This window comes from Salinimicrobium aquimaris, from assembly GCF_035607535.1.
Classification (GTDB): Bacteria; Bacteroidota; Bacteroidia; order Flavobacteriales; family Flavobacteriaceae; genus Salinimicrobium.
On record NZ_JAYDZX010000017.1, the window covers coordinates 43401 to 55859 of the forward strand.

Consider the following 12459-nt stretch of genomic DNA (forward strand, 5'->3'; position numbering starts at 1 on the left):
TTTGGTTGGGAGCAACTTCTTAAAATAATGTTTCTTCCTAAAACCGAATGAAGTAGTATATTTGCCGCCCCTAAGCAAAAAAAGTACTAAACATATAATATTATAATGAGTAAAACATTTGACGTTCTTATCGAGATCCCGAAAGGGAGCCGTAATAAATACGAGTACGACTTTGATCTTAAGAAAGTCCGCTATGACAGGATGATCTTTTCTTCCATGATGTATCCTGCCGATTACGGATTTATTCCTGAAACTCTTGCTCTTGATGGAGATCCGCTTGATGTGCTGGTGCTTGTAACCGAACCAACTTTTCCTGGTTGTGTCATGGAAGTGAAGCCAATTGGCGTCTTTCACATGGCCGATGAGAAAGGACCGGATGAAAAGGTGATCTGTGTACCGGTTTCCGATCCTATCTGGAACAGATTAAACGATCTTAGTGACGTAAACGGACACCTAATTAAGGAGATCGAACATTTCTTCCAGGTGTACAAAGATCTTGAACAAAAGAAAGTTGATGTAGAAGGTTGGGGGAACCTTGAGGAAGCTAACACTATTATTGAAGACTGCATTCAGCGTTATAAAGATAGTGACGGCAAAAAAGGAAATTTCTCGATTCTTTAATCAAAATCTTCTTACCATATCAAAAGGCAGTTATTGAAAAGTAGCTGCCTTTTTTGGTTCTAATTGCGGCTAGATATTTTTCGTCAGGAGTTAAAAAAAAGGAGTAAAATCCAGTATTAGGAGCAAAAACTTCTAATATTGAAAATAAAATCCTTCGGGGGCTCCTGTTATTGAGGATATGGGAATTTTTTCGGGCTCTTACTGATAAACATCATTATAGGTGAGCTATATTTTCCCCTCTTTTGCTAACTTTAGCGCCGCTAATTAATTTTTAACAAAAAATTATGGAAGAATACATGATCTGGTTGCCGGCTATTCTGGCGATCATTGGGCTCATTTTTATGTGGGCAAAACGTGCCTGGGTTTTGAAGCAGGATGCAGGAGATGGAAAGATGAAAGATATTTCCTCTCATATTTACGAAGGGGCTTTGGCATTTCTTAATGCCGAATACAAGATCCTCACCATTTTTGTCATTGTGGCCAGTATTTTGCTGGCAGGGATATCATTTATAGTTCCCACCACACATATCCTTATTGTTGTAGCTTTCATTTTTGGAGCTATTTTTTCGGCTTTTGCCGGAAATATCGGAATGCGCATTGCAACCCAATCAAACGTTCGCACCACCCAGGCTGCCCGCAGCAGTCTGCCGCAGGCTCTAAAGGTATCTTTTGGAGGCGGAACTGTTATGGGTCTTGGAGTTGCCGGTCTTGCCGTTCTTGGATTGACTACTTTCTTCATCATTTTCTTCCACGTGTTTATGGGTGGAGAATGGACGAATGTTCATCAAATGACCATCGTGCTGGAGACCCTTGCAGGATTCTCTCTTGGAGCTGAATCTATCGCGCTTTTCGCACGTGTAGGTGGTGGTATTTACACCAAGGCTGCCGATGTTGGTGCCGATTTGGTAGGAAAAGTGGAAGCCGGTATTCCTGAAGATGATCCGCGTAACCCTGCTACCATTGCCGACAACGTAGGTGATAACGTGGGTGATGTGGCCGGAATGGGAGCCGATCTCTTCGGAAGTTATGTCGCTACCGTGCTTGCTGCCATGGTACTTGGAAATTATGTGATCAATGACATGGGCGGAAATATTGTAGGAGAAGGCTTCAGCGGAATTGGCCCTATCCTTTTGCCAATGGCGATCGCCGGCTTCGGAATCATCTTCTCTATCATTGGGACGATGCTGGTGAAGATCAACAGTAATTCAGCTAAAGAAGCACAGGTACAGTCGGCTCTAAATAAAGGAAACTGGATCTCCATTATTCTGGTAGCAATTTCCTCATATTTCCTGGTGACCTGGATGTTACCTTCCAGTATGAAAATGGTCTTTTTTGGGGAAGGGGTACACGTAGTTTCTTCTCTCCGCGTTTTCTACGCTACCCTGGTTGGTCTTGTAGTTGGAGGGGTGATCTCGGCTGTTACCGAATATTACACCGGGCTTGGTAAAAAGCCGGTACTATCTATCGTCCAAAATTCCAGCACAGGTGCCGGAACCAATATAATTGCCGGCCTTGCAACGGGGATGCTTTCAACTTTCTATTCAGTACTTCTTTTCGCCATCGCGATCTGGGCTTCTTATGCTTTTGCAGGTTTTTATGGAGTTGCAATTGCAGCTTCGGCTATGATGGCAACTACTGCGATGCAGCTGGCTATTGATGCCTTTGGACCTATTGCCGATAACGCAGGTGGTATTGCCGAAATGAGCGAATTGCCTTCAGAAGTGAGAGAGAGAACAGACATCCTGGATTCTGTAGGGAACACTACTGCCGCTACAGGAAAAGGATTTGCGATCGCTTCTGCAGCGCTTACTTCCCTTGCCCTTTTTGCCGCCTATGTGACCTTTACGGGAATTGATGGGATCAACATCTTTAAAGCTCCTGTACTGGCGATGCTTTTCATTGGGGGAATGATCCCGGTGGTTTTTTCTGCCCTTGCGATGCAGTCGGTAGGAAAAGCGGCCATGGAAATGGTGAACGAGGTGCGTAGACAGTTCCGTGATATTCCCGGAATAATGGAAGGAACCGGAAAGCCGCAATACGACAAATGTGTGGAGATCTCGACCAAAGCTGCACTTCGCGAAATGTTGTTGCCTGGATTACTTACTATTGGTTTCCCAATCCTTATCGTTCTTCTGCCAATGGCTCTGGGATATGAGAACCGCCTGATTGCTGAAATGCTTGGTGGGTATATGGCCGGGGTTACCGTAAGTGGTGTGCTTTGGGCTATTTTCCAGAACAATGCCGGTGGTGCCTGGGATAACGCTAAAAAATCTTTTGAGGCCGGAGTGATGATCAACGGGGAAATGACCTACAAGGGATCTGATGCTCATAAAGCCGCCGTTACCGGAGATACGGTTGGAGATCCATTTAAGGATACTTCAGGACCTTCTATGAACATTTTGATCAAGCTTACCTGTCTAATAGGACTTGTTATTGCTCCAATCCTCGGGCAGGATATGGCGGTTGCCAATACTCCCGAAGTGGAAGAAGTAACTACTATTCATGAGCAGAAAGGAAACTCAATTGAGTCTCAGGTTGAATTTTCAGCCGATAAAAGTGAAGAGTTGATTGCTGCTGAAAGAATAGCTGAAACCATATCTCAACTTGAGCCTGTCAATGCCAAACAATCTTCAGAAGCAGGATCTCAAAAAGAGTAATTCTGAAAGAAATTTCCTAAAATAGTTTTAAAAATCCCCTGCAGCCGCAGGGGATTTTTGTTTTTAAATGTAACTTGAAAGAGGTGCGTCAAAAATGACTTTTAGAAACCCTTTTTATGAAGATACTCTCCCGGCTAAAAAATCATCTTACGGCAAAACCTGAAGTGAAACTGGCTACATACCGCAGTTATGGCACCGCCAGCCATCTTTACCTGCTGGGCAGGGCTATAGATGATGATAAACTGAAGATGCACGAAGATCAGTCATTCTTCAGAACTCTTTCCAATACCTACAAACAATTCGACAGCTATGAGATCGCCAATGCTGAGATCGCACTTGAACTGCCAAACGGTACAGTCTTGACTGAGAAAACCAACAGGAATGGCTATTTTCTGTTTGACAAAACCATTTCCCTCAATTTGAAAGATTTTGCAGATGAGGGAGGCTGGGTCAAACTTAAGGTTTCCTTCGTGAATGATGTTCCCAACAGCATCATATCTCACGGGAATGAATTTGAAGCCGAGTTACTCATCCCGCCACTCAAGGCGAGCTACGGAGTAATTTCTGACATTGATGACACAATTTTACACACCGGGGTCACCTCCTTTTTAAAATGGAGGCTCATCAAGAATTCCCTTTTTAAGAATGCTCACAAAAGAATTTCTCTGGAAGGATCTCCGCAATTTTACCGGGATCTGCACGCCGGAAAAAAGGGAAATGAGCAAAACCCGATCATTTACCTAAGCAATAGTCCGTGGAATCTCTATCAATACCTAAAGCTGTTCCTGCAGGTCAATGACTTTCCAAAAGGGCCAATTCTGCTGCGGCATTTCAGGACTCCCTTTGACAAGTCCCTCAAACCTGAAAAGCCTCACAAGCAGAAGGAGATCATAAACATTCTCAAGACCTATCCACACCTCAATTTCATCCTGATAGGCGATAGTGGGGAGCATGATCCTGCCATTTACACCGAAATCGCCGCCCAATATCCTGACCGTATCATTGCTATCTATCTACGCAGCGTGAAACACCGCCGACAAATGCAAAGAGTGAGGAGTATAGTTGATAATTTTGAAACTGTACCCGTACTTCTGGTAGAAACCTCTCAACAAGCTCAGGAGCATGCCAGGGAGAATGGGTTTATTTAAAGGATTAAGGTTTGGAATAAGGATTAATTGTTCTGGACTAAATCTAAAATCTCACAAATTCCAAATTCCAAATTCCAATTTCCAAATTTTAATCCTACTTCATTCCGTCTTTATCAGGGAGCGGAGCGGACGAAGCAATTTTACGGTTGTATGGCAGAATCTTTATTTAAAAGGATCAAGGTTTAGGGAATAAGGATTAACAGTTCTGTACTAAATCAAAGTTCTCAAATCTTAAATCCCAAATTACAAATTTCAATTCTTCTTCATTTCTTTTTGGCGAGGGAGCATAGAGTAAAAAGCAAAAGGTGAGCTTCCCGATATAGATATTAGCTGCCTGCCGGCAGATTTTAGTCGCTAAAAAGCTCCATCGCAAGGACGGAAAAGAAAGAATCTCCGAACTCCGACCTCTCAACTAAAAACCACCCTAATTTTTCCTTTCCACCGGCGCCTTTCGGGGCATGGTTCCAAAGACATAATCCCAGAATGGAGAAGAAACCCCAAAGGCGCGGTCGTCTTCGCGATAATGATGGATGGCGTGGTGATGCCACAGGACCTTCAGGAAATTCTTAGGCACCTTAAAAGCATGTACCGAATAATGAATAGCGAGATATCCTGCATAACCAACCAGGAATCCTGAGAGGAATCCGAAAACCAGGTCTCCAAGTACTGCGCGGTAAAGAATGAACAAAACTGTTGCAATGATCAAACTCAGCACCGGCGGCATGGCCAGTCGGGATTTATCCTTTGGATAATCGTGATGCACGCCGTGCATAGTGTAGGATATCTTTTTTCGCCGCTCTGTCGTGGCAGGAATGTGGTACAGGTAGCGATGCATCAGGTATTCTACGAGAGTGAAAAAGAAGAGTCCGCCGAGAAACAGGAGGATCATCTCGGGCACCTGGAATCCTTTTTCAAAAATCCCATAGTAAATCAGGATCGCTGCAATTGAAAAAAATATAATTAATGGAAGGGAAATATGGGTGTGGGTGAGTCGCTCTAAAATGGGATTTTTGAAGAGTGGAGGAGAGCCTTTATGTTTTGGCCTCCCAATTTTTTTTGATTCCATAGCAAAGGGTTAATGAGTGAGTCCAACTAATTGGTTACTACTAATTTATGACACGAGATTCTAATTATCAAGAGAATGTGAACGCGAATTACAACCCAAATGGACCACTTCTTTCCGTCTTCACGAGCAATATTGGGGAGCGAAGCAATCTCCTTCTGGTATAGCAGAATCGTTCTACTTTGGTAAAGAAGAATGAATAGTGGTTCTTTAGAGGGAGATTACTTCAGTCGACCCCAAGCCTCGGGACTCCTTCGCAAAGACGGAAAAAAGTAAAGGATGTGAGCCGGATTAATTGAATTCTTCTTTCCGTCTTCACGAGAAAACTGAGGGAGCGAATTGATCTCCTTCTGGTATAGCAGAATCGTTCCATTTAGTAAAGAAGAATGAATAGTGGTCCTCTAGGAGGAGATTGCTTCAGTCGTCCCGAAGCCTCGTGACTCCTTCGCAAAGACGGAAAAAAGTAAAGGATGTGAGCCGGATTAATTGAATTCTTCTTTCCGTCTTCACGAGAAAACTGAGGGAGCGAATTGATCTCCTTCTGGTTAGCAGAATCGTTCCATTCAATAAAGAAGAATGAATAGTGGTTCTTTAGAGGGAGATTGCTTCAGTCGTCCCCAAGCCTCGGGACTCCTCGCAAAGACGGAAAAAAGTAAAGGATGTGAGCCGGACTAATCGAACTCTTCTTTCCGTCTTCACGAGAAAACTGAGGGAGCGAATTGATCTCCTTCTGGTTAGCAGAATCGTTCCATTTAGTAAAGAAGAATGAATAGTGGTTCTTTAGAGGGAGATTGCTTCAGTCGTCCCGAAGCCCCGGGTCTCCTTCGCAAAGACGGAAAAAAGTAAAGGATGTGAGCCGGATTAATTGAATTCTTCTTTCCGTCTTCACGAGCGACATTGGGGAGCGAAGTGATCTCCTTTTGGTTAGCAGAATCGTTCCATTTAGTAAAGAAGAATGAATGGTGGTTCTTTAGAGGGAGATTGCTTCAGTCGTCCCGAAGCCTCGGGACTCCTTCGCAAAGACGTAAAGAAAAAAAGAAAACTTGATTTCTTCAATCTCCCAACTCCGAACTCTCTACTCTCAACTAAACTACCGTCTATCGACTAAAGACTATCTACTTGAAGAGTCCATGTAGCTCGCCATCCACCCTGGTAATGATGTTACCAAGATCCTCCGGATTGTCAACAAAATTGATGTTGTCCACATCGATGATGAGCAGGTTCCCTTTGTTGTAGTTGTGCACCCAGGCTTCATAACGCTCGTTAAGCCGGCTCAGGTAGTCGATGGAAATAGAATTTTCGTAATCCCTTCCGCGTTTATGGATCTGGGATACCAGGTTTGGAATGCTACTGCGCAGGTAGATCAAAAGATCGGGGCCCTTTACGACGCTTTCCATCAGGTCAAAAAGGGATTTGTAGTTTTCGTAATCGCGGTTGGTCATCAAGCCCATTGCATGAAGGTTGGGTGCAAAGATGTGAGCGTCCTCATAGATCGTACGATCCTGAATAATGGCTCTTCCGCTTTCGCGGATGTCCAGAATCTGACGGAAACGGCTGTTCAAAAAGTAGATCTGCAGATTAAATGACCAGCGTTCCATTTTGTTGTAAAAGTCCTCGAGATATGGATTCTCGAGTACATCTTCATATTGTGCTTCCCAATTAAAATGTTTTGCTAGTAATTTGGTAAGGGTGGTTTTTCCCGCCCCTATGTTTCCCGCAATGGCTACGTGCATGTTCCGTGAATATTTTGGCTGTTAATTTGGAATGGGGAAATTTCCCCGCTGGTAAATATAAGAGAATTCCGTTTTGTATTAAAAGTTAAAATGTATTTGGTTTATAGGGTTTGGGGAATGGCTAATTATTTCTTCTGTAACCACAATTCCCTGAAAGTTTTAGAACAAGACTTCCAGCAATTAGAAATTACATGCTGATTTCTATCTCCTGATCTCTGGTTCTAGAAAAGTCCTGTAAATACCTCTGAAGCCGTACATTCTTTGCACCTGGAATACATCCACAGGCAGTCAATAAAATCGGTGATCATATGGAAGGCAAGCCCGATCATTATGAGGCGGATGATTTTATGCTTAATGAAAACTGCGCCCAGGAAGTAAAGCGGAATAACAAATTCGGAGTGCAGCAAATGAAAACCTATGCTACAGCGCCCGGGATGAAAAATGGGAGTTGCAAGTAAATGGTCCAGGTCCACGAGCATCGTCGCCAGCAAGATCAGCCAGAATTTCTTCCAGTTGTTTTTGTCATACCAGTAGGCAATGGCGCCAATGAAAATGAAGTGCAGGAAGTAATGAACTACTGTTTGAAGCATTCCGGATTCAAGATTTAAAATTTAAGCTTCTGACCTATTGGGCGAAAGTCTGACTGTAAAATTACATTTAATTCCAGGCAAAACCGCCAATGGAAAAAAATTGGGCTAAAGCCCTTTTTTGAGAATCATTTTTAGTTCCTCCGGCTAAAGCCGGAGGCAATTCATCTTTAAACATTTCTCTCTGCTTGTCTAAAGGAGAAATAGGAAATTGCCTGCCGCTTTCAGAGCTAAGAATTGAGATGCGGATCCTGGAAGTGATGCTATATAAGCAATAATATTTGGATAAGATCTGGGTTTAGTTTGGAGGTAATTTCTAATCTCTAACAAGGACTATACTCTGCCAATGAAAATTATAAAATAGAAAATCAATTGCCCCACCTTCAGGTGGAGGATAGCAATGTAATCTGAAAATGGGCTTTAGCCCAAAGAAAAAGCCGGAATCATAAGGATCCCGGCTCTTAATTTCTACCGTCTACCGTCTACCGTCTACCGTCTAACGACTTTCGACTAATGCGCCATACATCCATGTGCATGTCCTTCCTCATGCCATCCAAAAGAGGGATTATATTTATTGTTTTCCCAGTAGAATTCTTTTCTTTCTTTCGGCTCATTCCCAATCTCGTTCATGGTGCCGGCATCGTAAAGTCGTCCGTTTACCATGGTGTAGATGATCGTGTTGGTGTTCTGAATATCCTCCAGCGGATTCTCCTCAAGAACAATAAGATCGGCTAGTTTTCCTTCTTCAAGAGATCCGATCTCGTCACCCAATCCAATATATTCCGCAGCATTGATGGTGGCGGTTTTAAGGGCTTCCATATTGCTCATGCCTCCCATCTGGATAAGCCATAGCTCCCAGTGCGCTCCCAGTCCTTGCAGTTGTCCGTGGGCACCCATGTTCACTTTTACACCCACATCACTAAGTTCTTTTGCAGTTTTGGAAACCAGGATAGGACCATGTTCATATTCTTCATCAGGAAGTTTGGTACGGTGTCTTGATCGGGAATCAACAACAGAACGCGGAGTAAATTCCAGCAGCTTTTCATTCTCCCAAACATTGTGCTTGTCATAGAAATAATATTCCCCGTTGATTCCGCCGTAGTTCACGATGAGCGTGGGCGTGTAACCTGTATTACTATTGCCCCAAAGGGTCTTGATATCCTTGTAAACCGGTGCGACTGGAATATTGTGCTCGATCCCGGTGTGCCCGTCCACGATCATGTTCATGTTGTGGAAGAAAGTACTTCCGCCTTCAGGAACTACGTTCATGTCGAGTTCCTTGGCAGCCTGCATCACCTGCTGCCGTTGCTCGCGGCGTGGCTGATTATAACTTTTTACTGAAGTCGCGCCAAAGGCCTTTGTTCTTCTCAATGCAGATCTTGCATCTTCCAGGCTATTGATCTCGGCTTTAAAATCTCCTTCGGCTCCATAAAGGATAATTCCGGTAGAGTAGAGACGTGGTCCCACCATTTCGCCGCTCTCGATCAATTCGGCCATTCCGAAGACGGTTTCACTTAAAGCAGAAGGATCATGTGCGGTGGTCACCCCATAAGCCAGGTTAGCGAATGCAGGCCAATGCTGCTGCGGTGTCAATCCATATCTAAAGGCCCCAATGTGCGCATGCGCATCTACCATTCCGGGCATAATGGTCTTACCCTGAACGTCATAAACTTTCGCATTTTTCGGAACATTTACTTCGGAAGCGTTTCCTATCTGCACGATCTTGTTGCCTTCAACAACAATACTTCCGTTCTCGATTACTTTTTCGCCATTCATGGTGATGATACGGGCGTTGGTGAATGCTATCTGTCCCGAAGGTACATCTGTCTTCACTTTCAACCCGATCTTCGTTCCCTGCTCGGTAATTGGAGGAATGGAATCTACTGAGTTCTCTAAAAAGGTAAATCTGTCGGTAATTTTATTGGTGAAATATTCGTCCCCTAAGGTCCAGTGTACATTCTTGCTGTCGTTAGACCAGTGGATGTTGATCCCTGCATCCTTTGCCAGCTGACTTACCGGAACGGTTTTACTGTCGGGGCCAATCTCCACGGCCTTGCCGGTCATAACCAGCGGAGCCACGTAAGCCTTGTGAAGATTGCTAAATGCCACCCAATTGTTGTCGGGGCTTGGCACCAGGCGGCCGCCGTACTTGGATTCCATATGTGTGCGCTCATCCTTTCCGTTGAGGTCGACGCTCTTCAGGCTTTTGGTAAGGCTTCCGAATAAATATCCTCCCGTCTGGAAAAGGATACGGTCATCTGTGGCGTTGAACATTGCGAATTCTCCGTTATCGCTAATCTTCCTTACATTCCCTCCGGAAGCATCCATCAAATAGATCCCTGGATTCTTGGTGAAAGTTCTTCCCAGGTCTGAGTTTCCGCCTTCCTTGTTGAAGACGATCATTCGGCCGTCACTCGAAAAAGAAGGGTTCCTGAAAATGCCTTTTTCGGCAGTCAGTTTTTTTGCATTTCTTCCGTTAAGACCAACTGTTCTCACAGCACCCATATTATCGTCGCTCCAGGTTACGTAAACAATGGTTTTTCCATCGGGTGAAAAGCTGGGCTCAAACTCAAATTCTTCAGCTTTAGTGATCCTTTCCGGAGTTCCGTTAGGAAGACTTTTCTTCCAGAGGTAACCTACGGCATTGAAGACCAGTGTTTTTCCATCGGGTGAAGTCACTGCGTGGCGAATCACCTTAGGATTGAATTCTTCTGAAAAAACCTTGTGCTTCACATGGTGCGTTTCGGCGATCTTGATGGTGTTGTTCACCTCGAATGGAATTTCAGAAACATTGGTGGTCTCAATATTCGCTCTCTTGATCTTTCCCTGGCTCCAGAAAACTATTTCCTGGCTGTTCGGCATCCAGCCGAAGCCCGGATAGACTCCAAAAATGGCCCAGGCTTCCTGTTGGTCTTTGCTTAGCTCATCGTTTACCGGCCATTCCTCGCCTGTTTGCAGGTCGTGAATATAAAGCACAGAATTTGTGCGCACCCGCTTTACAAAGGCCAGCTTCTTTCCATCGGGAGAAACCTGTGGTCTTGCTGCACCGCCCGGCCCTCCTGTAACCCGGTCGATCTCACCTGTTTCAAAATCGTAGCGGTTGATCACGTAGATCTGGTTATTTGGATCCTTGTTATACTGAAATGCCCCACCGGGATACACGTCCTGGCTGTAGTACAGATATCGGCCATCGGGCGAAATACTGGGCTCATTGATATCCTGCTGCTCGTTCTTCTTTTCTACCAGCTGGATTCCTGCAGCGCCTGCACCTATGTGGTACATCCACATTTCTCCGGCTCCAAGAGAACGGCCCGAAGTAAAGTGCTTACGGGCAACAATTGCGTTACCATCTGGCATCCACACCGCGTTATTAAGCAGGCGGAAATTTTCTTTAGTAAGTTGTTCTGCATCGCTGCCATCGGTATCCATGATCCAGATGTTATCTCCGCCACCGGCATCACTGGTGAAGGAGATCTTTTTTCCGTCGGGGCTAAACCGCGGTTGCACGTCATAGGCCATGCCGCTGGTTAATGCGGTAGCTTTTCCGCCGGAAACCGGCATGAGATATATGTCTCCTAAAAGGTCAAAAACGATCTGTTTTCCATCGGGGCTCACGTCCAGGTTCATCCAGGTGCCTTCATCCGTATTGAGAGCTACTTCTTTGATGTTCCAATCGTCTGTGTAGGGATCGTTGACATCCCATTTTTTGTCTTTTTCTTCTTTCTCCTGTGCAAACAGGGCAGAAGTGGTCATTAGTACAACTAAGGCCAGCAGGTTTCTATAGGTCATAAATTTCACTTGATATTTGAATTTCAGAGGGCTAAATATAAGGAAATCCTGAAGCATTTTTAATTGCAGCTGAACCAAGCTGATTCTTCAGGGTCTTTAAAAAAATGCAATAAAAATATTTGAACACAACTTTTGGCGTGGAAAAGAACCTTTTCATCCAAAGCCTGTAACTCCTTCCGGTTGATCTGGGAAATTTTTATATTTTCGACCAATAACTCCACTACCCCTTCTGCCCTACAAAAGTGGTCGAGTTGCTGAACCAGGATAGATTCAACATCGTGAAAAGAACGCTTTTAATTTTATTTCTTCTTTTAAGTTTTTCCCGGGGGCAGGCCCAGTTCCATTCCGCAGAGGCTGTAGAATTTTCACTTGGCTACGGCCTTACCGTGCCTTTTGAGAACGCGGGATTTTATGGTACGGGATTCTTTGTACAGGGAGAATACGTGCTGGGGGTCAATGAATGGATCGACCTACGGCCTTACGCCGGTTATGTGAAAACCGACATGAACGATAATTTATCAGGACTCTTTGAGGCGGGTGAAAAAGCAACTGCAAACGCCGTACTCTTCGGGGGGAAAGGACGGTTCAGGATTCCTTTCGACTGGGTTGCACCTTATGCCGAAATAGGTCTAGGGGGCTCTATTGGTACTTTTCAGACTCTTACAGCCACTACAGAGATAGATGAAAACGGAGTTTATATGCATATACCTTTTTCTCTGGGCGTGGAGTTCGGGTCAAGACACAATGTAAATGTAGCAGTAACCTCTTATATTCATCCCGGTATTAAACAGTTTTCCGGCGCTATAGCTCTGGGGATCAGATTTCCGGTTGGATACTACTAGAAAAAACAAAATTGGGAGT

The 12459-nt window shown here is 44.4% G+C and carries 8 protein-coding genes; 4 read left to right on the forward strand and 4 right to left on the reverse strand.

From position 1 onward, the window contains the following. The first annotated feature begins 105 nt into the window (after positions 1-105). From VR862_RS13970 to VR862_RS13980, 3 genes are all read left to right on the forward strand, one after another. The gene (locus VR862_RS13970) at positions 106-621 is read left to right on the forward strand and encodes an inorganic diphosphatase (RefSeq protein WP_324721620.1); all 516 of its coding nucleotides are present in this window, start codon (positions 106-108) and stop codon (positions 619-621) included. Positions 622-905: 284 nt separating this feature from the next. Further along, positions 906-3278 carry a sodium-translocating pyrophosphatase gene (locus VR862_RS13975; RefSeq protein WP_324721621.1) on the forward strand — a complete coding sequence of 791 codons (2373 nt, stop codon included), beginning with the start codon at positions 906-908 and terminating at the stop codon, positions 3276-3278. Between the two features lie 116 nt (positions 3279-3394). Then, on the forward strand, positions 3395-4426 hold the full coding sequence (locus tag VR862_RS13980; RefSeq protein WP_324721622.1) for an App1 family protein phosphatidate phosphatase: 1032 nt from the start codon (positions 3395-3397) through the stop codon (positions 4424-4426). Between the two features lie 424 nt (positions 4427-4850). Here VR862_RS13980 and VR862_RS13985 read toward each other — a convergent pair whose 3' ends face one another. The 4 genes from VR862_RS13985 to VR862_RS14000 form a co-directional block, all read right to left on the reverse strand. After that, complete coding sequence (locus VR862_RS13985; protein WP_324721623.1) at positions 4851-5492, reverse strand: sterol desaturase family protein; 642 nt, start codon at positions 5490-5492, stop codon at positions 4851-4853. A 1112-nt stretch (positions 5493-6604) separates the two neighbouring features. After that, positions 6605-7222 carry a deoxynucleoside kinase gene (locus tag VR862_RS13990; protein ID WP_324721624.1) on the reverse strand — a complete coding sequence of 206 codons (618 nt, stop codon included), beginning with the start codon at positions 7220-7222 and terminating at the stop codon, positions 6605-6607. A 221-nt stretch (positions 7223-7443) separates the two neighbouring features. Beyond that, positions 7444-7812, reverse strand: a complete 369-nt coding sequence (locus VR862_RS13995) for a DUF6122 family protein (protein ID WP_324721625.1) — start codon at positions 7810-7812, stop codon at positions 7444-7446. 507 nt (positions 7813-8319) lie between these two features. Further along, positions 8320-11598: an amidohydrolase family protein gene (locus VR862_RS14000; RefSeq protein ID WP_324721626.1), complete on the reverse strand. Its 3279-nt coding sequence runs from the start codon at positions 11596-11598 to the stop codon at positions 8320-8322. Positions 11599-11840: 242 nt separating this feature from the next. On the opposite strand from VR862_RS14000, the gene VR862_RS14005 reads away from it, so the two are divergent. Then, complete coding sequence (locus VR862_RS14005; RefSeq protein WP_324721628.1) at positions 11841-12440, forward strand: hypothetical protein; 600 nt, start codon at positions 11841-11843, stop codon at positions 12438-12440. Positions 12441-12459 lie beyond the last annotated feature (19 nt).

Coding starts and splice junctions, on each gene's coding strand:
- VR862_RS13985 (WP_324721623.1), bottom strand. CDS start 5,492: ATGGAATCAAAAAAAATTGGGAGGCCAAAACATAAAGGCTCTCCTCCA.
- VR862_RS13990 (WP_324721624.1), bottom strand. CDS start 7,222: ATGCACGTAGCCATTGCGGGAAACATAGGGGCGGGAAAAACCACCCTT.
- VR862_RS13970 (WP_324721620.1), top strand. CDS start 106: ATGAGTAAAACATTTGACGTTCTTATCGAGATCCCGAAAGGGAGCCGT.
- VR862_RS13975 (WP_324721621.1), top strand. CDS start 906: ATGGAAGAATACATGATCTGGTTGCCGGCTATTCTGGCGATCATTGGG.
- VR862_RS13980 (WP_324721622.1), top strand. CDS start 3,395: ATGAAGATACTCTCCCGGCTAAAAAATCATCTTACGGCAAAACCTGAA.
- VR862_RS14000 (WP_324721626.1), bottom strand. CDS start 11,598: ATGACCTATAGAAACCTGCTGGCCTTAGTTGTACTAATGACCACTTCT.
- VR862_RS13995 (WP_324721625.1), bottom strand. CDS start 7,812: ATGCTTCAAACAGTAGTTCATTACTTCCTGCACTTCATTTTCATTGGC.